At 62.2% G+C, this 23,216-nt stretch carries 25 protein-coding genes; 20 read left to right on the top strand and 5 right to left on the bottom strand.

The features are described from left to right. The first annotated feature begins 55 nt into the window (after window positions 1-55). Both ilvA and ACGYK7_RS01110 read left to right on the top strand, forming a co-directional pair. Window positions 56-1,288, top strand: a complete 1,233-nt coding sequence (gene ilvA / locus ACGYK7_RS01115) for a threonine ammonia-lyase IlvA (RefSeq protein ID WP_394398222.1) — start codon at window positions 56-58, stop codon at window positions 1,286-1,288. 78 nt (window positions 1,289-1,366) lie between these two features. Further along, window positions 1,367-2,626 (top strand): PP2C family protein-serine/threonine phosphatase, encoded by a 1,260-nt coding sequence (locus ACGYK7_RS01110; protein WP_394398220.1) that lies wholly within the window; start codon window positions 1,367-1,369, stop codon window positions 2,624-2,626. Here ACGYK7_RS01110 and ACGYK7_RS01105 read toward each other — a convergent pair. After that, on the bottom strand, window positions 2,623-3,060 hold the full coding sequence (locus tag ACGYK7_RS01105) for an NUDIX domain-containing protein (RefSeq protein ID WP_394398218.1): 438 nt from the start codon (window positions 3,058-3,060) through the stop codon (window positions 2,623-2,625). The two genes, ACGYK7_RS01110 and ACGYK7_RS01105, sit on opposite strands and share 4 nt — an antisense overlap. 76 nt (window positions 3,061-3,136) lie before the next feature. On the opposite strand from ACGYK7_RS01105, the gene ACGYK7_RS01100 reads away from it, so the two are divergent. The 7 genes from ACGYK7_RS01100 (at window position 3,137) to ACGYK7_RS01070 (ending at window position 11,571) form a co-directional block, all read left to right on the top strand. Next, window positions 3,137-4,111 (top strand): Hsp33 family molecular chaperone HslO, encoded by a 975-nt coding sequence (locus tag ACGYK7_RS01100; protein ID WP_394398216.1) that lies wholly within the window; start codon window positions 3,137-3,139, stop codon window positions 4,109-4,111. Between the two features lies 1 nt (window position 4,112). After that, a complete protein-coding gene (locus ACGYK7_RS01095; RefSeq protein ID WP_394398214.1) occupies window positions 4,113-4,709 on the top strand; it encodes a CoA pyrophosphatase in 597 nt (198 codons plus the stop codon). Then, window positions 4,685-5,866 carry a CCA tRNA nucleotidyltransferase gene (locus ACGYK7_RS01090; RefSeq protein ID WP_394398212.1) on the top strand — a complete coding sequence of 394 codons (1,182 nt, stop codon included), beginning with the start codon at window positions 4,685-4,687 and terminating at the stop codon, window positions 5,864-5,866. The genes ACGYK7_RS01095 and ACGYK7_RS01090 overlap by 25 nt, the downstream gene beginning before the upstream one ends. Before the next feature lie 166 nt (window positions 5,867-6,032). Then, window positions 6,033-7,871: an ABC transporter ATP-binding protein gene (locus ACGYK7_RS01085; RefSeq protein WP_394398210.1), complete on the top strand. Its 1,839-nt coding sequence runs from the start codon at window positions 6,033-6,035 to the stop codon at window positions 7,869-7,871. After that, window positions 7,868-9,700 carry an ABC transporter ATP-binding protein gene (locus ACGYK7_RS01080; protein ID WP_394398208.1) on the top strand — a complete coding sequence of 611 codons (1,833 nt, stop codon included), beginning with the start codon at window positions 7,868-7,870 and terminating at the stop codon, window positions 9,698-9,700. The genes ACGYK7_RS01085 and ACGYK7_RS01080 overlap by 4 nt, the downstream gene beginning before the upstream one ends. 37 nt (window positions 9,701-9,737) lie before the next feature. Beyond that, window positions 9,738-10,961 carry a class I SAM-dependent RNA methyltransferase gene (locus tag ACGYK7_RS01075; RefSeq protein WP_394398206.1) on the top strand — a complete coding sequence of 408 codons (1,224 nt, stop codon included), beginning with the start codon at window positions 9,738-9,740 and terminating at the stop codon, window positions 10,959-10,961. Between the two features lie 112 nt (window positions 10,962-11,073). Next, complete coding sequence (locus ACGYK7_RS01070) at window positions 11,074-11,571, top strand: murein L,D-transpeptidase family protein (RefSeq protein WP_394398204.1); 498 nt, start codon at window positions 11,074-11,076, stop codon at window positions 11,569-11,571. Window positions 11,572-11,633: 62 nt separating this feature from the next. Here the strand turns inward: ACGYK7_RS01070 and ACGYK7_RS01065 are convergent, their stop codons facing one another. Beyond that, the gene (locus tag ACGYK7_RS01065; protein WP_394398202.1) at window positions 11,634-12,131 is read right to left on the bottom strand and encodes a CAP domain-containing protein; all 498 of its coding nucleotides are present in this window, start codon (window positions 12,129-12,131) and stop codon (window positions 11,634-11,636) included. 168 nt (window positions 12,132-12,299) lie between these two features. Between ACGYK7_RS01065 and ACGYK7_RS01060 the strand changes: the two genes are divergently transcribed. Both ACGYK7_RS01060 and ACGYK7_RS01055 read left to right on the top strand, forming a co-directional pair. Further along, window positions 12,300-12,911, top strand: coding sequence for a L,D-transpeptidase (locus ACGYK7_RS01060; protein ID WP_394398200.1), 612 nt, complete (start codon window positions 12,300-12,302; stop codon window positions 12,909-12,911). A gap of 141 nt (window positions 12,912-13,052) precedes the next feature. Beyond that, complete coding sequence (locus ACGYK7_RS01055; protein WP_067261136.1) at window positions 13,053-13,235, top strand: hypothetical protein; 183 nt, start codon at window positions 13,053-13,055, stop codon at window positions 13,233-13,235. A gap of 103 nt (window positions 13,236-13,338) precedes the next feature. On the opposite strand, the gene hemH is transcribed toward ACGYK7_RS01055, so the two are convergent. Further along, window positions 13,339-14,412 (bottom strand): ferrochelatase, encoded by a 1,074-nt coding sequence (hemH, locus tag ACGYK7_RS01050; protein ID WP_394398198.1) that lies wholly within the window; start codon window positions 14,410-14,412, stop codon window positions 13,339-13,341. Between the two features lie 52 nt (window positions 14,413-14,464). Further along, entirely contained in the window at window positions 14,465-15,283 is an 819-nt protein-coding gene (locus ACGYK7_RS01045; RefSeq protein WP_394398196.1) for a methyltransferase domain-containing protein, read from the bottom strand. Between the two features lie 14 nt (window positions 15,284-15,297). Between ACGYK7_RS01045 and ACGYK7_RS01040 the strand changes: the two genes are divergently transcribed. Genes ACGYK7_RS01040 through ACGYK7_RS01025 form a run of 4 tightly spaced genes read left to right on the top strand, consistent with a single transcriptional unit; the run spans window position 15,298 to window position 17,606 of the window. Continuing rightward, window positions 15,298-16,029: a ComF family protein gene (locus ACGYK7_RS01040; protein ID WP_394398194.1), complete on the top strand. Its 732-nt coding sequence runs from the start codon at window positions 15,298-15,300 to the stop codon at window positions 16,027-16,029. Window positions 16,030-16,066: 37 nt separating this feature from the next. Beyond that, window positions 16,067-16,327, top strand: coding sequence for a glutaredoxin 3 (gene grxC, locus ACGYK7_RS01035; protein ID WP_067265371.1), 261 nt, complete (start codon window positions 16,067-16,069; stop codon window positions 16,325-16,327). Further along, window positions 16,324-17,154, top strand: coding sequence for a carbon-nitrogen hydrolase family protein (locus ACGYK7_RS01030; protein ID WP_394398192.1), 831 nt, complete (start codon window positions 16,324-16,326; stop codon window positions 17,152-17,154). The genes grxC and ACGYK7_RS01030 overlap by 4 nt, the downstream gene beginning before the upstream one ends. A gap of 11 nt (window positions 17,155-17,165) precedes the next feature. Continuing rightward, a complete protein-coding gene (locus ACGYK7_RS01025; RefSeq protein ID WP_067265366.1) occupies window positions 17,166-17,606 on the top strand; it encodes a MarR family winged helix-turn-helix transcriptional regulator in 441 nt (146 codons plus the stop codon). Here the strand turns inward: ACGYK7_RS01025 and ubiG are convergent. Continuing rightward, entirely contained in the window at window positions 17,581-18,351 is a 771-nt protein-coding gene (ubiG, locus tag ACGYK7_RS01020; protein ID WP_394398190.1) for a bifunctional 2-polyprenyl-6-hydroxyphenol methylase/3-demethylubiquinol 3-O-methyltransferase UbiG, read from the bottom strand. The two genes, ACGYK7_RS01025 and ubiG, sit on opposite strands and share 26 nt — an antisense overlap. A 48-nt stretch (window positions 18,352-18,399) precedes the next feature. On the opposite strand from ubiG, the gene pip reads away from it, so the two are divergent. The 5 genes from pip (at window position 18,400) to ACGYK7_RS00995 (ending at window position 23,215) form a co-directional block, all read left to right on the top strand. Next, window positions 18,400-19,371, top strand: coding sequence for a prolyl aminopeptidase (gene pip, locus ACGYK7_RS01015; RefSeq protein ID WP_394398188.1), 972 nt, complete (start codon window positions 18,400-18,402; stop codon window positions 19,369-19,371). Further along, on the top strand, window positions 19,368-20,231 hold the full coding sequence (locus ACGYK7_RS01010) for an ABC transporter substrate-binding protein (protein WP_394398186.1): 864 nt from the start codon (window positions 19,368-19,370) through the stop codon (window positions 20,229-20,231). The genes pip and ACGYK7_RS01010 overlap by 4 nt, the downstream gene beginning before the upstream one ends. 136 nt (window positions 20,232-20,367) lie before the next feature. Beyond that, entirely contained in the window at window positions 20,368-20,946 is a 579-nt protein-coding gene (gene rimP, locus ACGYK7_RS01005; protein ID WP_394398184.1) for a ribosome maturation factor RimP, read from the top strand. Next, window positions 20,946-22,574 carry a transcription termination factor NusA gene (gene nusA, locus ACGYK7_RS01000; RefSeq protein WP_394398182.1) on the top strand — a complete coding sequence of 543 codons (1,629 nt, stop codon included), beginning with the start codon at window positions 20,946-20,948 and terminating at the stop codon, window positions 22,572-22,574. The genes rimP and nusA overlap by 1 nt, the downstream gene beginning before the upstream one ends. A gap of 20 nt (window positions 22,575-22,594) precedes the next feature. Then, entirely contained in the window at window positions 22,595-23,215 is a 621-nt protein-coding gene (locus ACGYK7_RS00995; protein WP_394398180.1) for an RNA-binding protein, read from the top strand. Window position 23,216: the final 1 nt, after the last annotated feature.

The raw sequence follows: 23,216 nt of genomic DNA, 5'->3' as shown, positions 1-23,216 counted from the left end.
CGTTGACCTATGCTGGCTGCGCGCCTATCGACGGATGGCAGCAAGGAGAGCACAGATGGCGGATGAATTTGCACGAAAAGCACAGGCGGCGGCAGAGGCGCTGCGGGCCTTGTTCCCAGCGACACCGCTTTTGCGCAATGAGCATCTGTCGGAGCGCTTTGGCGCGGATATTTGGCTGAAACGCGAGGATCTGAGCCCGGTGCGCTCTTACAAGCTGCGCGGCGCTTTCAACGCGATGCGCAAGGTGATCCCGGGGCAAGGGGTTTTCGTCTGTGCCTCTGCCGGCAACCATGCGCAGGGGGTGGCTTTTGCCTGTAGCCATTTCGGGGTGCGCGGGGTGATTTTCATGCCGGTGACGACGCCGCAACAGAAGGTGCAGAAGACCCGCATGTTCGGCGGTGAGAACGTCGAGATCCGGCTGGTGGGGGATTATTTCGACGCCACGCTGGCCGCGGCGCAGGGTTTCTGTCGGGAGGAGGGCGCGCATTTTCTGTCGCCTTTCGACGACGACGATGTGATCGAAGGGCAGGCGTCGGTGGCGGTGGAGATTGCCGCGCAGTTGGGCCGGGTGCCGGATCGGGTGATCCTGCCCGTGGGCGGTGGCGGGCTGTCTTCGGGGGTGGTCAGTTATTTCGGTGATGCCTGCGACTATACGTTCGTCGAACCCGCCGGTGCGCCGAGCCTTGCGCGGGCGTTGGAGGCCGGTGCGCCGGTCGATGTCTCTCCGATCGACAACTTTGTCGATGGGGCTGCGGTGGCCAAGATCGGCGCGCGGACCTTTGAGCGTTTGCGCGGGGTGAACCCGGCGGATGTGGTGCATCTGCCCGAGGACCGGATCTGCGTGACGATCAATGAGATGCTGAATGTCGAAGGCATTGTGTTGGAACCGGCAGGCGCATTGTCGATTGATGCGCTGGGCGAGGTGGCCGATCAGATTGTGGGCAAGACGGTGGTTTGCGTGGCCTCGGGTGGTAATTTCGATTTCGAGCGTTTGCCCGAGGTCAAGGAGCGGGCGCAGCGCTATTCGGGCGTAAAGAAATATTTCATCCTGCGCCTGCCGCAGCGGCCCGGGGCGTTGAAGGAATTCCTGATGCTGCTGGGGCCGGAGGACGACATCTGCCGCTTTGAGTATCTGAAAAAGTCGGCGCGGAACTTTGGCTCGGTCCTGATCGGGATCGAGACGCGGCGGCCCGAGAATTTCAAACCGTTTCTCGAGCAGTTGGGGCAATCCGGCTTTACCTATACGGATATCACCAACGACGAGACCTTGGCTCAGTTCGTTCTGTAGAGACGGAAGGCCAGGGGGATTCACCTTCTGGTAAGGCTCGGCGGTTTAACTCGGCAAGGTCTGTTAGGATCGTGTCGCATGAAATTGGATATCCCCAGCCTGTCCGAAGCGGTGGCGGCGCCTGCTGTGGCGTCTTTGGTTTTGGTGGTCGAGGGGGAGGAGGCCCGGCGGGCCTGTCTTTCGACCGCTTTGAAGGGATGGGGATATGAGGTGGTTTCGGCCACCTCGGAAGCCGACGCTTTGGCCCTTTCTGCGCGGCGGTGGCCTGACATCGTGCTTTGCAGTGGCGCGATAGCGGGGCTTGATTTTTGCCGGGCTTTTCGGGAGCCCCCGCAAGGGCGAGGCAGTTATCTCATTCTGTTGGTCGACAGACAGGTGGAGGAGGTTGTGGACCGCGCCCTTGATGCGGGGGTCGACGATGTTTTGATGCGGTCCGCAGGCCTGCCGGAATTACACGCGCGTATATTGGCGAGCGCGCGTTTTCTGGCCATGCAGCGTGAGCTGACGCAGAAAAACCAACTGATTACCGAGACTTTGGATGTTCTGCGACAAGTGCATGCGCGGATCGACAAGGATTTGGTCGAGGCGAAGAAATTCCAGCAATCGCTGCTACGCGAGCGTTATCGCGCCATGGAGGGGGGGAACCTGTCGATGATGCTGCGCTCTGCCGGACATGTTGGCGGCGATTTGGTGGGCTATTTCCCTGTACGACCGGGGGTCGTGGGGTTGTTTGGCTTAGATGTGTCTGGACATGGAATCAGTTCGGCCCTGATGACGGCGCGGCTGGCGGGGTATCTGTCGGCGGCCACACCGGATCAGAACCTTGCGCTCACGCTTTTGCCTGGAGGGACCATCGCGGCGCGTCCACCGGGCGAGGTGATCGCGGAACTGAACGATCTTGTCCTTCACGAGATGGAGACGGAACATTATTTCACGCTGATGCTGGCGATTGCCGACCTCAATACCGGGGAGGTCACCGTGGCGCAGGCGGGGCATCCGCACCCGGCCTTGCTGCGCTCGGATGGGCGGGTCGAACAGTCGGGCACCGGGGGCTTTCCGGTGGGGCTGCTCTCTGGGGTCGGGTTCGAAGACTATAAACTTCAGATGGCGCCCGGCGATCGTTTGTTGATCCTATCCGATGGGGTGACGGAATGCCCCGATCCGGGTGGGGAGATGTTGGGCGAAGAAGGGTTGGCCCGCATGTTGGGCGAATTGCGCCGCTTCAGCGGCCCGGCGCTGCTGAGTGCGCTGGTTTGGAAGCTTTCGGAATTCGCTGGTAGCCGCGGTTTCCCCGATGATGTCTCGGGGATATTGCTTGAGTATCACGGCGAGGGTTAGCGCAGGTGGCGTTGCAGGAACAGACGATCGCCTTCATTGGCGAGGGTTGCCAGCGCTTCGCTGGCCGATAGCACCAGCGTGGCGTGATGCGGCTCTGTCGGGGCGGCGATTTGGCGCACGGGGTGGGCGACATAGACGTGGCAGATCTTCTGCGCCCAGAGGTCGTAATCCTTCATATAGGTAAAGCGGCGGAAAGCGCCCAACCGGCGCAGGCGGGCGATGCGCCAGCCGGTTTCCTCCAGCACCTCGCGGTGCAGCGCTTGCAGCGGGGATTCCCCCGCTTCGATACCGCCGCCGGGGAGTTGCACCTCGGTTTCCTCTGCCATTTTCAGCGTCATCAGAAAGCGGCGTTGCAGCGGCAGAATGGCATAGACGCCGGGGCGCGGCGTGTAGCGTTGGCCGGGCTGTGGTGTCTCACCTGTGCGTCGGATCATGTGCTGCCCCTTTTTCCATGGGTTGCTGCGCCTATATAGACGCGGTATGCCAAGCGGCCCCCGATAAGGAAACCCGATGACCCAAGGAACTAAAATCGCGTGGGACGATACCGTTCTGCCCTTTCAGCTTGATGATGTCGACATGCGCGGCCGCGTGGCGCGGCTTGATGGCGTGTTGGAAGGCATTCTGAAACAGCACGACTACCCACCGCAGGTCGAAGCGCTGGTGGCCGAGATGGCGTTGCTGACCGCATTGATCGGCCAGACGATCAAGCTGCGTTGGAAACTGTCGCTGCAGGTGCAGTCCAAAGGTGCCGTTCGGATGATCGCGACCGATTACTACGGCCCCGATAAGGAAGGCGAGCCTGCGCGCATCCGCGCCTATGCCAGCTATGATGCGGATCGGCTGACCGATGACGCCCCGTTCGACCAGGTTGGCGAAGGCTATTTCGCGATCATGATCGACCAAGGCCAAGGCATGACCCCCTATCAGGGCATCACGCCGCTGGCGGGTGGGTCTCTGGCCGCCTGTGCCGAAGCCTATTTCGCCCAATCCGAACAGTTGCCGACCCGCTTTTCCCTGAGCTTTGGTAAATCGTCCGGCCCGGATGAACCAGAGCATTGGCGCGCCGGTGGCATCATGTTGCAGCATATGCCCAAAGCCTCGCCCTTGGCGGCGTCGGGTGAGGGGGGCGGTGACATCCTCAAGGCCGATGATTTGGTCGAGGGCGATGAGGCCGAGGATTGGAACCGTGTAAATATCCTGCTCGGCACCGTTGAGGATTTGGAGCTGATCGGCCCCAGCGTTCCGCCGACCGATCTTCTGCTACGATTGTTTCACGAGGAACAACCGCGGGTCTATGACCCCCAGCCGGTGCGTTTCGGCTGCACCTGTTCCGAAGACCGCGTGCGGCAAAGCCTGTCGATCTACTCGGCCCGAGATATCGAAAAGATGACCACGGACGAAGGGCGGGTCACCGCCGATTGCCAGTTCTGCGGCGCGCATTACGACCTTGATCCGGCCACGGTCGGTTTCGACGCCAAGGCTTAAGGTGAGCGACCGGTTCCAGTCCTTTCGCGAGGCGCTTGCCCAGACTGGGGTGGAATCCTCTGATTTCGATCTGAACCCGGAGGTCACCCTCCCCGAGGGGCGCGCCCTGCGGCCTGCGGGTGTGCTCGCCCCGGTGGTGGATACCAGTGCGCGGCTTGAACTGATCCTGACCAAACGCTCTTCGGCGCTGAAGCATCACCCCGGTCAGATCGCCTTTCCCGGAGGCAAGCAAGACGGCGGGGATGCGGATGTCATCGCCGCCGCCCTACGCGAAGCCCGCGAAGAGATTGGTCTGCCGCCCGATATCGTCGATGTCTTGGGCGTGCTCCCGGCTCATGAGACGGTCACCGGCTTTAGCGTAACGCCCGTGATCGGCTATGTGACGCGCGATTTCACCGTGGAGCCTGAGCCCGGTGAGGTTGAAGAGGTGTTTCGCGTGCCGCTCGACCATGTGCTCAATCCCAGCAACTACCTTGTGCATTCCCGGCGTTGGCGCGGCCAGCGGCGGTATTATTACGCCGTTCCCTACGGTCCCTATTACATCTGGGGTGCGACCGCGCGTATGTTGCGGGCATGGGCGACACGCATGAACAAATGATTCCGACCGGCACGCGCTGGCTACATGACGAAGACGCACAGCGGGTTTGCCGCGTGCTGCAGGATGGGGGGTATCCTATCTATTTCGTCGGTGGCTGCGTGCGCGATGCGCTGCTGGGCCTGCCAGACAGCGATGTTGACCTCTCTACCGAGGCGACGCCTGAAACGGTGATGGCGCTGGCCGAGGCTGCCGGGGTGAAGGCCGTGCCGACAGGGATTGACCATGGCACGGTGACGCTGGTCTCGGGCGGCAAACCCTTTGAGATCACCACTTTTCGCCGCGATGTAGAGACCGATGGTCGCCGGGCTGTCGTCGCCTTTTCCACCGATATTGCCGATGATGCCCGCCGCCGCGATTTCACGATGAACGCGCTCTATGCCACGCCGGAGGGCCGTGTGATCGACCCTTTGGGCGGGCTACCCGACCTGCGCGCGCGCCGGTTGCGTTTCATCGAGGACGCAGGTCAGCGTATCCGCGAAGATTACCTGCGCACTTTGCGCTATTTCCGCTTCATGGCGTGGTATGGCGACCCTGAAGTTGGGCCCGAGCCGGAGGCGCTGAATGCCATCGCGTCGAATTTGGATGGGCTAGAGACGCTATCGGCAGAACGTGTGGGGCAGGAGTTCAAGAAACTTCTGCGCGCGCCTGATCCTGCCCCCGCACTGGCTCTGATGCGGCAAACCGGTGCTTTGCCCGTGCTTTTGCCGGGGAGTAATGACAGTTGGATTTCCATGCTGGTCCATTTCGAACAGGGTCTTGGCCTTGATCCCGATTGGCTGGTGCGTCTGGCGGCGCTGGGCGGGGAGGGTTTGACCGACCGTCTCAGGCTCAGCAAAGCAGAGGCCAAACATCTCATCCTGCTGCAAGAGCAGGGATTTGCAGGGCCACCACTGCCTGAGCTTGCCTATCGCCACGGGGCGGAGGTGGCCATCGGGGCGGCTCTGCTGCGGGGCTGTATGGCAGCGCATATGCCCGAAACCGCCGTGTTAGAGACAATAAAAGCCGCCGCTGCGGCCCGTTTCCCAGTGACGGCCAAAGACCTGATGCCCGCGTTCAAAGGCCCGGCTTTGGGCCAAGAGCTTGCCCGGCTTGAGCAGCTTTGGGTCAACTCAGGCTTCACCTTGACCCGGGCGGACCTATTGGCACGCCGCAGCTAGGTCGACATCGCGGGGAAATTCGTCTATCCAAAGCGCATTACGAGGGAGAGGGGCGAAATGTACCGCGGGATCTGGTTCAGCTAAGCTGGCATAACCATTGCCCCTTTGCTGCTTTGCTATTGGGCAGCGCCGAACATTTTGCACGTCTATTTTTCAAGGTCTCCCCATGTTTCGCTTTTTCGAAAATCTCGTCGATCCCTATGTCACCTATCGCGAGAAGGACGTCCCGCCCCAGGGGCTCTGGCCCTTTCTGCGGGACTATGCGCAGCCGTTCAAAAAGGTGTTCGCCCTCGCCAGCGTGATGGCGATCCTCGTCGCCGCGATCGAGGTTGGTCTGATCTACTACATGGGCCGCATCGTCGATCTGCTGGGCAGCGATCCCGCGCAGATGTGGGCGGACCATGGGACCGAGCTGATCCTCGTAGCGTTGGCCGTGTTGTTGCTGCGGCCCATGGTGCAGGCGGTCGATGTGATGCTACTGAACAATGCCATCTTGCCGAACTTCGGGACGTTGATCCGTTGGCGGGCGCATCGTCATGTCTTGCGGCAATCCGTGGGCTGGTTTGAGAACGACTTCGCCGGGCGTATTGCCAACCGGATCATGCAAACGCCACCGGCAGCGGGGGAGGTGGTCTTTCAGGTCTTCGATGCGATTTCTTACTCGTTGGCCTATATGATCGGCGCGGCGATCCTGCTCTCCACCTCGGATATCCGTTTGTTAGTGCCGCTTTTGGGGTGGTTCATTCTCTATGGCGGCTTGGTGGCTTGGACGATCAAACGGGTTGGTCCCGCCTCTAAAGCGGCGTCGGACGCGCGCTCGCAGGTGACGGGGCGCGTGGTGGATGCCTATACCAATATCCATTCGGTCAAGATGTTCGCGCATCATGATCTGGAGGTGGATTTCGCGGGCGAGGCGATTGAAGAGGCACGGCGCACGTTTCAAGGTGAGATGCGTATTTTCACCATCATGGATGTGGTTCTGACCCTCCTCAACGGCATGTTGATCGTGGGCGTGGTCGGCTGGGCCTTGGTGCTGTGGATGGGGGCCGAGGCAAGTGTTGGTGTCGTCGCCGCTGCCGCCGCACTGGCTTTGCGGCTGAACTCCATGACCGGTTGGATCATGTGGGCGCTGTCGAGCTTTTTCCGCGAATTGGGTGTCGTCGCCGAAGGGATGGAGACCATTGCCCAGCCCCTCGCGCTCACTGACCGCCGCGACGCGCCGCCGCTGAAGCTGACCGAAGGGCGGATCGAAATGGCCGGGCTCAGCCATCACTACGGGCGCGACAGTGGCGGGGTTCAGGGCATCAATATCACCGTGCAGCCGGGCGAGAGGATCGGCCTTGTTGGCCGCTCGGGCGCGGGGAAATCGACCCTCGTGAAGCTGATACTGCGGTTCTACGACGCCGAAACGGGTGAAATCCGGATCGACGGGCAGGACATCGCGCAGGTCCGGCAAGACAGTCTGCGGCGCCATATCGGTGTGGTGCAGCAGGATTCCTCGCTGCTGCATCGCTCGGTGCGGGAAAATATTCTCTATGGCCGCCCCGACGCAACCGAGGCCGAGATGATTGCGGCGGCGAAACAGGCGCAGGCACATGAGTTCATCCTCAATCTGACCGACCCCGAGGGGCGCGCGGGCTATGACGCGCGGGTGGGCGAGCGGGGCGTGAAGCTGTCCGGCGGGCAGCGGCAGCGGATCACGCTGGCACGGGTGATCCTCAAGGACGCGCCGATCTTGTTGTTGGATGAGGCGACAAGCGCGCTCGACAGTGAGGTGGAGGCCGTCATTCAAGAAACGCTCTATGGCATGATGGCGGGCAAGACGGTCATCGCCATCGCGCACAGGCTGTCGACGATTGCCGAAATGGACCGAATTCTGGTTCTGGATCAGGGCCGTATCGTCGAAGAAGGCAGCCATGACGCGCTTTTGCAGAAAGCTGGCCTATATGCAGCTTTCTGGCACCGTCAGTCGGGCGGTTTTCTCGCATTGGATGACAAGACGTGAGCATTTCGAACTGGATCAATCCGTTTCGCCCCGCCGAGGGGCCGCCACCGCAAACCCTTTGGGCCTTCATCCGATGGTGCCTTGCGGGCGCTTGGCCGGTGCTCTGGCTCGCAGCATTCCTGTCGGCCGCCGCGGGCGCGATGGAGGCGGGCACGGCGTGGATTTTGGGCAAGGTGATCGATGCCACGGTCAGCGCGGGGCCGGAGCGGTTTTTTGAAGGCAGCAGTCTGGTTCTGGTTTTGGGCGCGATTGCGTTTTTCCTTGTGGCGCGTCCCGTGCTGTTTGGCCTTTCTTCGGCCTCTAACGCGATCATGGTGCAGCCCAATGTGAACCCGCTGGTGCTGTCGCGGCTGCACCGTTGGACGCTGGGGCAGAACGTCAATTTCTTTGACGAAGATTTCGCCGGGCGCATCGCGCAAAAGCAGATGCAGGCGGCGCGGGCGGTGACGGATGTGGCCGCCGAGGTGATCAACGTGGTGGCCTTTGCGCTCGCCTCTCTCGTGGGGTCGGTGGCGCTGCTTTTGGCGATCGACTGGCGCGTGGCGGTTGGATTTTCCGTCTGGTTGGTGATGTATCTGGCGCTGATCAACTGGTTCTTGCCGCGCGTGCGCAAGCGGGCCGCAGGCCGGGCCGGGGCGCGGGCGATGGTGTCGGGGCAGGTGGTCGATACGATCACCAACATCAAGACAGTGAAGCTTTTCGCCCATGCCGATCACGAAGACCGCGCCGCACTTTCCGCGATGCAGAGCTTTCGCGCCCGGGCGTTGGAGTTTGGCTATCTCGCTGCCGGGTTCCGTCTGGCGTTGATGAGCCTTGCGGGGCTTTTGCCGGTTCTGCTTTTGGGCGGGACGATCCTGCTGTGGCAGCGCGGATTGGCAAGCGAGGGCGATATCGTCGCCTCCGGCGCCATCGCGATCCGCATCGCGCAGATGACCGGCTGGGTCTCTTTCACGCTGATGGCGATCTACTCCAATATCGGGGAGGTCGAAGACGGCATGCGCACGCTGACGCCGCGCGTGCGCCTCGATGATGAGCCTGATGCGCAGGAATTGGTGGTCGAGGCCGGGCAAATCGAATTACGCGATCTGGGCTTTGCCTATGGTCGCCAGACTGGGGGGATCGACCGCATTTCGCTGACCATCCAACCGGGTGAGAAACTGGGCATCGTCGGCGCTTCGGGGGCGGGGAAATCGACCCTCGTGGCGCTGCTTTTGCGGCTCTATGAACCCGAGCAGGGCAAGATATTGATCGACGGGGTAGATACCACAACGGTCACCCAAGAGAGCCTGCGCCGCAATATCGGCATGGTCACGCAGGAGACGGCGATGTTCAACCGCTCCGCGCGGGACAACATCCTATACGGTCGCCCCGACGCGACGGAGGCCGAGGTTATCGCCGCCGCCGAACGCGCCGAGGCGCATGAGTTCATTCAGCAACTCGAAGATCATAAAGGTCGCCGCGGCTATGACGCGCATCTGGGCGAGCGGGGGGTGAAGCTTTCCGGCGGCCAGCGCCAGCGCATCGCCCTGGCCCGGGCGATCCTGAAAGACGCGCCGATACTGGTGCTGGACGAGGCGACAAGTGCGCTGGATAGCGAGGTGGAGGCTGCCATTCAGCAGACCCTAGACCGTGTGATGGAGGGCAAAACCGTGCTGGCCATCGCCCACCGCCTCTCCACCCTGACCGAGATGGACCGGATCATGGTGCTGGACGCGGGCCGCATTGCCGAGATCGGCAGCCATGCCGATTTGCTTACCCAAGACGGGCTTTATGCGCGCTATTGGCATCGGCAGTCGGGCGGGTTTCTGGATGTGAAGGCGGCGGAATAGGCTTTCCCAGTCGCCTTTACCGCGCTATGGGCAGGCTATGACAGAACATGAAATCTTGCGTCTCGGCCACCACGGCGATGGCATCGCCGAAGGTCCGATCTTTGCCCCGATGACCCTGCCGGGGGAAACCGTCACCGGCGTTGTCGATGGGCAGCAGCTTCGCGATGTGCGGATCGTCACCCCCTCCGACCAGCGGGTCGCGCCGCCCTGTCGCCATTTCAGATCCTGCGGCGGCTGCCAGCTGCAACATGCCGCGGATGATTTCGTGGCGGCGTGGAAGGTCGATGTGGTGCGCAATGCGCTTTCGGCTCATGGGTTAGAGACAGAATTTCGCCCCATCCAAACCTCCCCCGCGCAATCGCGCCGTCGGGCGACATTTGCCGCACGGCGGACGAAAAAGGGTGCCATGGCGGGCTTTCATGGCCGCGCCTCTGACGTATTGATCGAGGTGCCGGGCTGTCAGTTGGTCGATCCTGCCTTGCTGCCGGGGCTGAAGGTCGCCGAAGAACTCGCGCTGATCGGCACCAGCCGAAAGGCCGAATTGGCCGTCACCGTGACCCTGTCGGAAGAGGGGCTCGATGTCTCTGTCGCCAATGGCAAACCGCTGGACGGGCCGCTGCGGCAGCAATTGGCACAGGCATGTGAGGCGCTGGCGCTGGCCCGTTTGACATGGGATGGCGAGGTGATCGCGATGCGCGCGTCGCCCGTACAGCGCTTTGGCGGGGCGCCGGTCACGCCGCCGCCGGGCGCTTTCTTGCAGGCGACCCGCCATGGCGAAGCGGCCTTGCTCGATGCGGTCAAGGATGCCCTGGGCGATGCCGAGGTCGTGGCCGATCTTTTCGCAGGTTGTGGCACCTTTGCCTTGCCCCTGGCGCAGCAGGCGCGGGTGCATGCGGTGGAGGGCGATGCCGAGATGATCGCGGCACTGGAAGGCGGCTGGCGTCGGGCCAAGGGGGCCAAACCCCTCACCGCCGAGGCGCGCGACCTGTTTCGCCGACCGCTCCTTCCGGATGAACTGGCCAAGATCGACGCCGTTGTGCTCGACCCGCCGCGCGCGGGGGCGGAGGCGCAGGTGGCCGAGATCATCCGCGCCGCGGTGCCGCGCGTGGCCTATGTCTCCTGCAATCCGGTGAGCTTTGCCCGCGATGTGCAGAACATGGTCGCGGCGGGCTATCGGTTGGAGTGGGTGCAGGTGGTGGACCAATTCCGCTGGTCGTCCCATGTGGAACTCGCCGCCTGTCTGACCCTGCCTGAAAGCTGAGCCACGGGCCGATTTGGCACTGTGGCTCACAGCTTTTTGAGTGAAATTAATCCCTCTCTATGGTAACGCGAATAAAAAGGGCCGGAATGGCCAGGGCGTTGAGGGCACAGTGATGAAACGCAGGACAATGATACTTGGCGGCACCGCTATGGTGGCGCTTGGCGCGTGCAGCAGCAGCAAATTCAAACGCTACAACGGTCCCGAAGTGACCTATGTGGTTGTGAATAAAAGCCAACGCCGCATGATGCTGTTGCACCATAACCGTGTGTTAGAGGATTACCCGATCAGGCTGGGCTTTGCTCCGGTGGGTCACAAAGCCTTTGAGGGGGATGGGCGCACGCCCGAAGGGCTGTACCGAATCGACCGGCGCAACCCGAACAGCCGTTTCCACCTTTCCGTCGGGATCGACTACCCGAACGCCCGCGATATCGAGAATGCGCGCGCCATGGGCAAAAGCCCCGGTGGCGATATCTTTATCCACGGGCAGAAAGACCCGCGGAAGAAGGAAAAGCACGATTGGACTTGGGGCTGTATCGCGGTCACCAACAAGGAAATTGAAGATGTCTACGCGATGGTGCGCGACGGCACGCCGATCCTGATCACGCCCTAAGCATCGTTCAAAACGACACCGGCCCCCGCAGGGGCCGGATCGGTCGGTTAATCAGGCAGAGATTAGTTGCCGACGACCAGCGTCCACCAGATCTTGCCACCGTTTTCCTGATACCAGGAAAAGCCCATCCGGCGGCCATCGGGGGCCATCAGAATGCGGCGCGTGTCAGGTTGTTCCATCCATGCGGCGAGGGTCTCAAGCTCGGTCTCATAGGTTTCCGAGATCACCTCACCGACCAAACCGCCGGTATAGCCCACACGCTGGATGCGATCGATGGGCGAGGAGCCGTCGGAGCCGAAATGCCAAGGGCGGTTTTGCACCGACATGTCGCGCGAATGGGTCGCGGCAGCGGCGTTCAGCTTGGCATCCAGCGCCAGCGGCGTCACCCCGGCAGAGCTGCGCAGCGCGTTGACGGAATCGAGCATGCGGAACTGGATCGTACCCGCGTCGGAGCGGCTGATGCGGTAGGAACCGCCGGCTTTGCCGCCGGTCGTACTGGCGGGGGTACAGGCAGCCAGCGCAACCGTCAGCGCCAGCAGAATGGACAGGATACGGATCATATGAGCGCTCCACGCAATGAAGTTTTTTCTGCCTTACATCGGGGCGCGTTGCAGTTCAAACGCACATAGGCATGACTCTGCCGTGCGGCCCCGGTTTCAATTGAAACTGCGTCTTTCGAGCCATATAAGTGGCATTAATTAGCATAATTACAGTTTTGGAGACGCTCCATGTCCGCTCCCCGTTTTTCGATCAAGAGCCGCCGTGGCTTCCTTGCTGGCAGCGCCGCGATGCTCGCCGCACCCGCGCTGGCGCAAAGCACCTCTTCCTTCAACTCCACCGCCACGACCGAGACGGAGCGTGATCTGACCGAAGCGGTCAAGCGCAATGTCTCGAGCTTCCGGATGCTGGATTGGCGCCCCTATTTCAGCAACACGCGCAATGGTGCGGTGCTGGTCGATATCGACAGCCGGGCGGTGCACTACTGGTCCGAGGATCAGAGCGTTTACAAACTTTACCCCTCCTCGGTGCCGCTGACCGAAGACCTCACCCGCCGTGGCCGGACCCGTGTTATCAAAAAGGTCGAGGGGCCAAGCTGGCGTCCGACGCCCTCCATGCTCAAGCGCAATCCCGAATGGCCGCCCTATGTCGGCCCAGGCCCGGACAACCCTCTGGGCACCCATGCGCTGTACCTCAGCTGGACCTACTATCGTATCCACGGAACCCACGACACAAGAAAAATTGGACGTAAGTCTTCCAATGGTTGCATCGGGCTCTACAACGAACATATCGCCGAACTTTTTGCCCTGACAAAGGTCGGCACACAGGTGTTGCTAATTTGACGACATCCCCCTGATTCCTTGATGCAATAGCTGATTCCGGGTTTGCAAACTTTTGCCGATACTGTTTAGAACAGGATTACGAGGTAAGTCTTGGGTGCGTGTATGTATATGATACAGCACGCCTATTCTGGAGGTTATGTTATGAAGAAACTCGTTCTCGCCGCTGCTCTGTCCGCTGCTGCATCGACTGCTTTTGCTGGTTCGCTGGCCGAGCCGATCGTCGAAGCACCGGTCATCGTGGAAGAAACAACAGGTTCGTCCTCGGGCATCCTGGTTCCCCTGATCCTGCTGGCTCTGGTTGCCGCAGCTGTTGCTTCCGACTAATCGGAACTGACGATCAAACGGAAAAGGCGGTGCAATGCACCGCCTTTTTTGTATTCTGCGCAAGGTTCTGAAAAGGGGCCGCCGGCGCGACCCCAAAGCGGGATTAGACCCAGCCGGCCAGATTTTCACTGATGATCGTGGTCAGCGTTTCGATATGCGCCGTATCGTCGTTCAGGCAGGGAATATATGTGAAATCCTCGCCACCTGCCTCTTCAAAGCTTTCCTTGATCTCTTCGTTGATCTCTTCCAGCGTTTCGATGCAATCGGCTGAGAAGGCAGGCGCGCAGATGGCGATGCTTTTCTTGCCCGCCTTGGCCTGACGCGCGACTTCTTCGACGGTATAGGGCTGCAACCATTCTTCGGGGCCGAATTGCGATTGGAAGGTCGTGATGATCTCGCTGTCGTCCCAGCCTAGCCGTTCTTTCAGCAGGCGCGTCGTTTTCTGACATTGGCAATGGTAGGGGTCACCCTCCATCAGATAGCGCTGCGGCAGACCGTGGTAGGAGCAGACCAGCAGGTCCGGCTTCTTGTCCTTGGCGGCATAGGCCCGTTCGACCGATTGCGCCAGCGCTTCGATATAGTCGGGCCGGTCGAAATAGGGGGCCACGGTGCGCGAGGCGGGTTGCCATTTTTCTTTCGCCAGAGCGGCAAAGAAAGCGTCATTCGCCGTCGCCGTGGTGGCCCCGGCATATTGCGGATAAAGCGGGAAAAACAATATCTTCTGGCATCCGGCGGCGACCATCGCCTCGACCTTGGAACGGGTCGAAGGGTTGCCATAGCGCATGGCGTAATCGACCATCACATCGGCCCCGTAGCGCGCTTCGATCACCGCCTTGATCTTGGCGGTTTGCGATTTGGTGATCGTGGCCAGCGGGCTTTCGTTCTCGGCCTCGTTCCAAATGGATTTATAGGCCGCGCCGCTCGCGAAAGGGCGTTTGGTGAGGATCACCGTCTGCAACAGCGGTTGCCATTTCCACGGGCTGTAGTCGATCACCCGGCGGTCCGAGAGGAACTCGCTCAGGTAACGGCGCATCGACCAATAGTCATAGCCGTCCGGCGTGCCAAGGTTGGCGAGCAGAACACCAACCTTGGGACGCGGGACTTTGGGGTGATCGCTGGGGCCGTGTTCGGGCCGGGTGGCGTCGGCTTGAGCGGATTGGGGCTGGGCTGCCTGCATGGGGGTTTCCTCGCATATGATCCGCGCAGAGATAGCCGCTTTGCCGATTGGGTCAATCGGGGAGGGGTTCCTCGCGACTATTCAGCGCATCTGCCAGCCGTTGCTGCGCCGATCCGGGGCGCAGCGGTTTCTGCTGGCTTTCGTCCGGCGCCCAACCGGCAAGAAAGATCATGTCGAAGGTCGCCGTGATCCGGCCCGAGGCGGCGGTGAAATGCGTGGCGTAAAGCTCGGCCGCGCGGGTCAGCACGGCGCGGCCCGTGGGGCGGCGCAGGCGGGCTTGCAGGGCGTTGGTCTCTCCCATCTCGCGCAGATCGCGCATCAGGGCCCATGCGTCTTCGTATTCAACTGTCAGCGGTTGGCTGTCGGCCACGGGCAGGGCCAGCCCTGCGCGTTGCAGCAGCGCGCCCAGATCGCGCAACTCGCCCATCGGGGCGATACGGGGCGACAGGCCGCCGGTCACTTCGGCTTCGGCCTGCCCAAGGCAGGCGCGCAGCTCATGCAGGGTTTGCCCGCCAAGCGACACGGCCTGCAACAGCCCGTCAGGGCGCAGCGCACGGCGACACTGGATCAACTGGCCAATGGGGTCATTCGCCCAATGCAGCCCCATGGCGTGGATCACCAGATCATGCGCCTGCGGTTCCAGCGCGAGCACCTCGGCCTCGGCGACGATCTTGGCCTTCGGGAAGGCCTCTGCCCAGACTTGGGGGAAGCCGGTCACGATGGCCGGTGCGGTAAACGTTTTCTTAACCAAACTGAGCCGATCCTGAACCTCAGCGGCGGCTGCCTGTTGCAGGAGCATGCCCCGCGCCGTCGCGCGGGCGCGGTGCTGGGCGAGGGCCTTGGGGTCGGTCAGGGTGGGCTGTGCTGTCATGGGGAACACATAGAATGCCGCCACGGGGACTTCAAACAGCAGTGTCGCTTATCTATCCGCCGCGCTGTCTGGGATGCGGGGGGCTTGTCGATGCGGATTTCGGGCTCTGCGGCGCTTGCTGGCGGGATACGGCCTTTATCGGGGGGACGGTCTGCGATGCCTGCGGGCTGCCCCTGCCGGGTGGCGGGGATGTGGGCTCACCCCATTGTGATGCCTGTCTCGCCACGCCGCGGCCTTGGGCGCAGGGGCGCGTGGCGCTTATCTATCGTGATATGGGGCGCAGGCTGGTTCTGGCGCTCAAGCATGGCGACCGGCAAGAGATCGCCCGCCCTGCCGCGCGTTGGATGGCGCAAGCGGCGCAGGGCATCTTGCCGCAAGAGGCGTTGATCGCGCCGGTGCCGCTGCATTGGCTCCGCTTGCTGAAACGGCGGTACAATCAATCGGCTTTGCTGGCCAAGGCGCTCTCGGCGGAAACCGGGCTCCGCTGGTGTCCCGATCTGTTGCAGCGGGTCCGGCGTACGCCCTCGTTGGAGGGTTTGGGCCGTGCAGCCCGGTATCGCGTCTTGGAGCAGGCGATCCGCGTGCATCCGCGGCGGCGGCACCGTATCACTACGCGACCGGTGATCTTGGTGGACGATGTCTTTACCTCCGGCGCCACATTGACCGCCTGCACGCAGGCCTGTCTGGCTGCCGGGTCTGGCCCGGTTTTCGTGCTGGCACTGGCGCGCGTGGCCAAAGAGACCTAGATCACTGGGCAACGTTAACTGTTCAAAGGGTGATCCTATGCAACCTGTCGAAATCTACACGTCGCCGCTCTGCGGTTTTTGCCATTCCGCCAAACGCCTGCTGACCCAGAAGGGCGCGGCCTTTGACGAAGTCGATGTGCTGTCGGAACCAGAGCGTAAGAAAGAGATGATCCAGCGCGCCGGCGGTGCCCGCACCGTGCCGCAGATTTTCATCGGCGATGTGCATGTCGGTGGCTGCGATGAGCTTTATGCGCTGGACCGTGCCGGCAAGCTGGACGCATTGCTGAGCGACAGATGAAAATCGCGCTGCTGCAACTCAACGTCTCGGACGACCCCGCCGCCAACCTGGTCGAGACCCGCGCCCTGCTGCACGCGGCCGTGGCGGGCGGGGCCGAGTTTGTCTTGACCCCCGAGGTGACGAATTGCGTCAGCACCAGCCGGTCTCACCAACAGTCGGTGCTGGCCTATGAGGAAGACGATGCCACCCTCGCAGCCCTGCGCGAAGAAGCGGCAAAGGCGGGCATCTGGCTGCTGATCGGCTCGCTCGGGCTGAAAACGCGCGGGGGCGACGGGCGCTTTGCCAATCGGTCTTTCCTGATTTCCCCGCAGGGGGAGATCGTCGCGCGTTACGACAAAATCCACATGTTCGACGTGGATATCAACGAGACCGAAAGCTACCGCGAGTCCGCGGGCTATCGCCCCGGCGACAAGGCCGTGCTGGCCGAGACGCCTTTTGGCAAGATCGGCATGTCGATCTGCTATGACATGCGTTTTCCGGCGCTCTATCAAGCCTTGGCCGAGGCGGGCGCGCGTATCCTGACCATGCCTGCGGCCTTCTCTCCAGTCACCGGGGCCGCGCATTGGCACAGTCTGCTGCGGGCACGGGCGATCGAGAATGGCTGCTATGTGCTGGCCCCGGCCCAAACGGGCACCCATGCCAGCACCGGGCATAAGACCCGCGACACCTATGGCCATTCGCTGGTCGTGGCCCCTTGGGGGGAGGTGGTGTTGGATGCCGGAACGGCCCCCGGCGTTTACTTTTGTGACATGGACATGGAAGAATGTGACAAGGCCCGCGCCAAAGTGCCCAGCCTTGCCAACCGCCGCCCCTTTGCCGCGCCCTGACCGGACCGAAAATGACCGACGATAAAAATACCCTTGCGATCATGTTGTTCGGAGAATTGCTGGCCGCCGACCAATCGGTGCGCAGCCGCCTGACACGGGTGCTGCCGCGGGGCATGGAGATTTCGCATTTCTCGGTGCTGAACAGCTTGTCGTGGCACGGCGGCGAACGCTCGCCCGCGCAATTGGCCGAGACATTCAACGTCACGCGCGGGGCGATGACCAATACGCTGAGCAAACTGGAGTGGGCCGGTTACGTCCATATCCGCCCCGATTGGGACGACGCGCGGCGCAAGATGGTCGCGATCAGCCCCGCCGGGCGGCAGGCACGGGATGCGGCGGTGAATGCGATCACGCCGATGATCTCGAACGTGGTGGGGGAGCTTGGCGAGGAACAGGTCCGCGCCACGCTCCCGATCCTGCGCGCGCTCAGGCGTCAGTTGAGCCAGGGTTGAGGCCCGGATTAAGGCTGGCTGTAACGTAGTTCACGCTCAAATCCCGATCAGACAGGCGCCACGACCATGCGACGGGGTTAAAGACGAAACCCTTGCGGTCCACCGGCTCCAGCCCGGCGCGGCTCAAAAGATCGTAAAGCTCGTCCGGGGTGATGAACTTGTTCCAGTCATGGGTGCCCTTGGGCAGCCAGCGCATCACATGCTCGGCCCCGACAATCGCCATCATAAAGGACTTCGGGTTGCGGTTCAGGGTCGAACAGATGTGCAGCCCGCCGGGTTTCAGCAGGCGGCGGCAGGCGATCAGGTAGTCGATGGGAGAGGCGACATGTTCGACCACCTCCATGTTCAGCACCACGTCGAATTTCTCACCGGCATCGGCCATGGCTTCGGCGGTGGTGTGGCGGTAGTCGATCTCCAGCCCCGATTGCTGCGCGTGGATCTGCGCCACGGGGATGTTGCCCGCCGCCGCATCCGCGCCTACCACATCGGCCCCAAGCCGCGCCATCGGTTCGGACAGCAACCCGCCGCCGCAGCCGATGTCGAGGATGCGCAGCCCCGCGAAGGGGGTGGGGGCCGTCAGATCGCGGTCGAACTCCCCCGCGATCTGGCTGGTGATATAGTCCAACCGGCAGGGGTTCAGCATGTGCAGCGGTTTGAACTTGCCGTTCAGATCCCACCATTCGGCGGCCATGGCTTCGAATTTGGCGATCTCGGCGGGGTCGATGGTTGATTGATCCGCTTGCATTCTGATCTCCCTGTGCTCTTTTGGGTTCAATGACTATATAGGGCGGCAATGGACAAGTATCCCGACCAAAAACGCGGCGCGCCGCATCTTTATCCGCCGGTTGAGCCTTTCGACCAGCGGATGTTGTCCGTAGGACAGGGGCATCAGGTCTATGTCGAGCAATGCGGCAACCCCGAAGGCATTCCCGTCGTGGTGCTGCATGGCGGCCCCGGCGGCGGTTGCAGCCCGGCGATGCGGCGGTATTTCGACCCTAAGGTTTACCGCGTGGTGCTGTTCGATCAGCGCGGCTGCGGGCGCTCCACCCCGCACGCCTCGGTCACGGACAACACGACATGGCATCTGGTCGCGGATATCGAACTGATTCGCACCACCCTCGGCATCGACAAATGGATGGTTTTCGGCGGCTCTTGGGGGGCGACGCTGTCGCTGATCTATGCCCAAGCGCACCCCGAAGCGGTGCGCCATCTGATCCTGCGCGGCGTCTTTTTGATGACGCAGGCCGAGCTTGATTGGTTCTACGGTGGTGGGGCCGGACGGTTCTGGCCAGAGCTTTGGGCGCGTTTCGTAAACCTGATCCCCGAAGACGAGCGGGACGATCTGATCGCGGCCTATCACCGGCGGCTGTTCTCGGGTGATTTGCGGGTCGAGCAGGACTATGGCCGCGCCTGGGCCGCTTGGGAGAACGCGCTTGCCTCGGTGCATTCCGATGGCGTGTCCCATGGCGGTCCATCCGCCTATGCACGGGCCTTTTCGCGGTTGGAGAACCATTATTTCACCAATAACGGCTTTTTGGAATTTGACGGGCAGATCCTCGAACATATGGGGCGGATCGCGCATATCCCGGGGGTCATTGTGCAGGGGCGCTATGACATGATCTGCCCCCCTTCGGGCGCCTATGCGCTGGCCGAACGCTGGCCCAATGCCGACCTGCGGATGATCCGGGATGCGGGCCACGCCCTGTCGGAGCCGGGGATCAGTGCCGAATTGGTGCGCACGATGGATAGGATCGGGCAGCGATGAGCGGGCGCAACTCTCTGCTGGATCGCCGCGCGCTTTTCACCAGCGGTGCGGCGGCGGCCCTGCTGGCCGCGACAGGTGCGAGCGCGGGGGAGCCACCCCGGCGCGGCGGTCGTTTGCGGCTGGCGCTGTCGGGCGCCACGCGAGAGGATACTTGGGTCGATGGCGATGGGCTCTTCATGCAGGTCGCGCGTCAGGGCATGATCTTTGACACGCTGACCGAGGTTACCGGCAATGGCATCCTCAAGGGCGAGTTGGCGGTGGCTTGGCAGGCCAGCGATGGCGCGCGGCAGTGGCAGTTCGATCTGCGCCCCGATGTGCGTTTTCACGATGGTCACCCCCTGACCGCCCGCGATGTAGTGGCCAGTCTGCGTGGTCCGCTAACGGGTGCCGAGGTCACGGTTCAGGACGATCTGCGCGTGCAGGTCACATTGGCGGCGGCGAATCCCGACCTGCCGCTGCTGCTGGCGCAATTGCGCTATGTGATCCGCCCCGCTCATGCGCCCGAGGCCGGGATCGGCACCGGGCTTTACCGTCTGCGGCGCTTTTCCGCCGGGCGTCAGGTTTTGGCCGAACGGGTAGAGACGCATTACAAGGACGGCACCGCCGGGTGGTTCGATACGGTCGAACTGGTCTCGATCCCCGCCCGAGAAGTGCGGGCGCAGGCGCTGAGCGAAGGGCTTGTTGATGCAGCGGATTTACCCGCGCGGCCCCGTTACCGCGACCGGGGGGATGTGACCCTTCAGGCCGACAGCGCAGGCGGGGTCAGCGCATTGTCGGGCGATCTGCGTCAGCCCCCGAACCCCGGACGGCAAGCGCCTATGGACAACCTGCGCGCGCCCGAGCGGTGGTGGTTCGGCTGAGAGGGGTTGCAGTTTCGCCGCATTCGGCCTATATCCCCTTCAACAGCGGCGCTTCCGGGTCCAAACCGAAGGCTCCACCGAATTCGTGAACGGGCCGCGCGCCCGTTTTTTTGTGCCCAGTGAAAATGGATGTCTCATGTCGAATGACCTGATCGCCAAAGCCGCCATCGACCGCCGCCTGGCCGAGATCATCACCCCGGTGATCGAGGATATGGGCTTTGAACTGGTGCGCGTGCGCCTGATGTCGGGAAAGTCCACCACCCTGCAAGTCATGGCCGACCGGCCCGAGGGCGGGATCGAGGTGGATGAATGCGCCAAGATCTCGCAGGCCATCGGCGCTGTGCTGGATGTCGAAGACCCGATCCTCGACGAATATTCGCTTGAGGTCTCCAGCCCCGGCATCGACCGCCCGTTGACGCGGCTTAAGGATTTTGACGCTTTCGAAGGCTATGAGGCCAAGATCGAGACGACCGATCTGATCGACGGCCGCCGCCGCTTCAAGGGTGAGTTGGCTGGCGTCGAGGGTGGCGAAGTGCTGATCAATGTCGAAGAAGGCACCATCGGGTTGCAATTCGACTGGCTCAGCGATGCCAAGCTGGTGCTGACCGACGACCTGATCAAGGAAATGCTCCGCCAGCGCAAAGCGTCTGGTGCGATCGACGAAACCGATTTTGATGATATCGAGACTGAAGAGTCTGCTGAGGGAGACACCTAATGGCCATTACATCTGCAAACCAGCTTGAGCTGTTGCAAACCGCCGAGGCGGTGGCGCGCGAGAAGATGATCGACCCCGGTCTGGTCGTCGAAGCGATGGAGGAATCCCTCGCCCGCGCCGCCAAGTCCCGCTATGGCGCCGAGATGGACATCCGCGTCGACATCGACCGCAAGACCGGCAAGGCCACCTTTACCCGCGTCCGCACCGTGGTCGAGGATGATGAGCTTGAGAACTATCAGGCCGAGTTCACCGTGGAGCAGGCCAAGCAGTATATGGCCGATCCCAAGGTTGGCGATACTTTCGTCGAGGAAGTGCCCCCGGTTGAAATGGGCCGTATCGCGGCGCAGTCGGCCAAGCAGGTGATCTTGCAAAAGGTCCGCGAAGCCGAGCGTGACCGCCAGTACGAAGAGTTCAAAGACCGCGCCGGCACCATCATCAACGGTCTGGTCAAGCGCGAGGAATATGGCAACGTCATCGTCGACGTGGGCGCTGGCGAAGCGATCCTGCGCCGGAACGAGAAGATCGGCCGCGAAAGCTATCGCCCGAACGACCGCATCCGCGTCTACATCAAGGATGTGCGCCGCGAGCAGCGCGGCCCGCAGATTTTCCTGAGCCGCACCGCGCCTGAATTCATGGCCGAGTTGTTCAAGATGGAAGTGCCGGAGATCTATGACGGCATCATCGAGATCAAAGCGGTCGCCCGCGACCCCGGTTCGCGCGCCAAGATCGCCGTGATCTCGCATGACGGCTCCATCGACCCCGTGGGTGCCTGCGTTGGTATGCGCGGCAGCCGCGTGCAGGCCGTGGTGAACGAGCTTCAGGGCGAGAAGATCGACATCATTCCGTGGAACGAAGACCAGCCCACCTTCCTCGTGAACGCGCTTCAGCCCGCGGAAGTGTCGAAAGTGGTTCTGGACGAAGAAGCCGGCAAGATCGAAGTCGTCGTGCCCGAAGAGCAGCTGTCGCTCGCCATTGGTCGCCGTGGTCAAAACGTGCGTCTGGCCAGCCAGTTGACCGGTCTCGACATCGACATCATGACCGAAGAGCAGGAAAGCCAGCGCCGTCAGGCCGAGTTCGAACTGCGCACCAAGCTGTTCATGGACAACCTCGATCTCGACGAATTCTTCGCCCAGCTTCTGGTCTCCGAAGGTTTCACCAACCTCGAAGAAGTGGCCTATGTCGAAGTTGACGAACTGTTGGTCATCGACGGTGTGGACGAAGACACGGCGGGTGAGTTGCAGGCCCGCGCCCGTGACGTGCTTGAAGCGCAGAACAAGGCGGCGCTTGATAACGCCCGCGCACTGGGTGTCGAAGACAGTCTGGTTGAATTTGAGGGGCTGACCCCCCAAATGATAGAAGCGCTGGCCAAAGACGATGTCAAAACGCTGGAAGATTTCGCCACCTGTGCCGATTGGGAACTGGCTGGCGGCTGGACCACGGTCAATGGCGAGCGTGTCAAAGACGACGGCGCGCTTGAGCCCTTCGATGTTAGCCTTGAAGATGCGCAGGCCATGATCATGACCGCCCGCGTCATGCTGGGCTGGGTCGACCCGGCCGAGCTTGAGGGCGACGCGGAAGAAGACGACGTAGAAACAGACGGCGAAACCGCCGAGGAGGCCGAGGCCTAATCGGGCCTCGGGGGTTGCACATGGGACGCGGTGGCGCCTCGAAAGACCGCTCAGACGGTGCGGAACGCAAGTGCATCGCCACGGGCGAGGTGCAGCCGAAACACGGGTTGATCCGTTTCGTGATCGGCCCGGACAATCAGGTTTACCCGGATATTCTGGGTAAACTGCCGGGCCGGGGCATCTATGTCGCGGCGGATCGTGCGGCGCTGGAATTGGCCATCAAGAAAAAGGCCTTTTCCCGCTCGGCGAAACAGCCGGTCACCCTGCCCGACGGGCTGGTCGACGAGGTCGAGCAGCAGTTGGCGCGTCGGGTGGTCGAGTTGATCTCGCTCCAGCGCAAGGCGGGCAAGGCGGTCGCCGGTTACGAAAAGGTCAAGGGTTGGTTGCAAACCGAAGAGGCCGAAGTATTGATACAGGCCGTAGACGGGTCAGGGCGCGGCAAGTCCAAGCTGAGCACCCCACACTATGGTCATTACATCGGTTGGTTGACAGCCGATGAATTGGGTTTGGCATTCGGTCGCCAAACTGTGATACATGGGGCGCTCGCCTCTGGTGGACTCACGCAACGTGTTGTAGAGGAAGCCGGTAGACTTAAAGGCGTGCGCGTAAACGAGGGTGGCAACGGCCATCCGAAAGGATAGA

It is taken from the genome of Sulfitobacter sp. 1A15299 (genome assembly GCF_043556915.1).
Taxonomy (GTDB): domain Bacteria; phylum Pseudomonadota; class Alphaproteobacteria; order Rhodobacterales; family Rhodobacteraceae; genus Sulfitobacter.
This window is presented reverse-complemented; position numbering and strand designations above follow the sequence as displayed.

What these genes read in the sequence shown, in the direction of transcription:
- ACGYK7_RS01075 (WP_394398206.1), top strand. Translation starts at nt 9,738, where the DNA reads ATGACAGAACATGAAATCTTGCGTCTCGGCCACCACGGCGATGGCATC.
- ACGYK7_RS01065 (WP_394398202.1), bottom strand. Translation starts at nt 12,131, where the DNA reads ATGATCCGTATCCTGTCCATTCTGCTGGCGCTGACGGTTGCGCTGGCT.
- ACGYK7_RS01100 (WP_394398216.1), top strand. Translation starts at nt 3,137, where the DNA reads ATGACCCAAGGAACTAAAATCGCGTGGGACGATACCGTTCTGCCCTTT.
- nusA (WP_394398182.1), top strand. Translation starts at nt 20,946, where the DNA reads ATGGCCATTACATCTGCAAACCAGCTTGAGCTGTTGCAAACCGCCGAG.
- ACGYK7_RS00995 (WP_394398180.1), top strand. Translation starts at nt 22,595, where the DNA reads ATGGGACGCGGTGGCGCCTCGAAAGACCGCTCAGACGGTGCGGAACGC.
- ACGYK7_RS01045 (WP_394398196.1), bottom strand. Translation starts at nt 15,283, where the DNA reads ATGACAGCACAGCCCACCCTGACCGACCCCAAGGCCCTCGCCCAGCAC.
- ACGYK7_RS01025 (WP_067265366.1), top strand. Translation starts at nt 17,166, where the DNA reads ATGACCGACGATAAAAATACCCTTGCGATCATGTTGTTCGGAGAATTG.
- ACGYK7_RS01055 (WP_067261136.1), top strand. Translation starts at nt 13,053, where the DNA reads ATGAAGAAACTCGTTCTCGCCGCTGCTCTGTCCGCTGCTGCATCGACT.
- ACGYK7_RS01030 (WP_394398192.1), top strand. Translation starts at nt 16,324, where the DNA reads ATGAAAATCGCGCTGCTGCAACTCAACGTCTCGGACGACCCCGCCGCC.
- ACGYK7_RS01105 (WP_394398218.1), bottom strand. Translation starts at nt 3,060, where the DNA reads ATGATCCGACGCACAGGTGAGACACCACAGCCCGGCCAACGCTACACG.
- ACGYK7_RS01040 (WP_394398194.1), top strand. Translation starts at nt 15,298, where the DNA reads ATGCCGCCACGGGGACTTCAAACAGCAGTGTCGCTTATCTATCCGCCG.
- grxC (WP_067265371.1), top strand. Translation starts at nt 16,067, where the DNA reads ATGCAACCTGTCGAAATCTACACGTCGCCGCTCTGCGGTTTTTGCCAT.
- ACGYK7_RS01070 (WP_394398204.1), top strand. Translation starts at nt 11,074, where the DNA reads ATGAAACGCAGGACAATGATACTTGGCGGCACCGCTATGGTGGCGCTT.
- ACGYK7_RS01110 (WP_394398220.1), top strand. Translation starts at nt 1,367, where the DNA reads ATGAAATTGGATATCCCCAGCCTGTCCGAAGCGGTGGCGGCGCCTGCT.
- pip (WP_394398188.1), top strand. Translation starts at nt 18,400, where the DNA reads ATGGACAAGTATCCCGACCAAAAACGCGGCGCGCCGCATCTTTATCCG.
- ACGYK7_RS01085 (WP_394398210.1), top strand. Translation starts at nt 6,033, where the DNA reads ATGTTTCGCTTTTTCGAAAATCTCGTCGATCCCTATGTCACCTATCGC.
- ACGYK7_RS01090 (WP_394398212.1), top strand. Translation starts at nt 4,685, where the DNA reads ATGGGCGACACGCATGAACAAATGATTCCGACCGGCACGCGCTGGCTA.
- rimP (WP_394398184.1), top strand. Translation starts at nt 20,368, where the DNA reads ATGTCGAATGACCTGATCGCCAAAGCCGCCATCGACCGCCGCCTGGCC.
- hemH (WP_394398198.1), bottom strand. Translation starts at nt 14,412, where the DNA reads ATGCAGGCAGCCCAGCCCCAATCCGCTCAAGCCGACGCCACCCGGCCC.
- ACGYK7_RS01010 (WP_394398186.1), top strand. Translation starts at nt 19,368, where the DNA reads ATGAGCGGGCGCAACTCTCTGCTGGATCGCCGCGCGCTTTTCACCAGC.
- ilvA (WP_394398222.1), top strand. Translation starts at nt 56, where the DNA reads ATGGCGGATGAATTTGCACGAAAAGCACAGGCGGCGGCAGAGGCGCTG.
- ubiG (WP_394398190.1), bottom strand. Translation starts at nt 18,351, where the DNA reads ATGCAAGCGGATCAATCAACCATCGACCCCGCCGAGATCGCCAAATTC.
- ACGYK7_RS01060 (WP_394398200.1), top strand. Translation starts at nt 12,300, where the DNA reads ATGTCCGCTCCCCGTTTTTCGATCAAGAGCCGCCGTGGCTTCCTTGCT.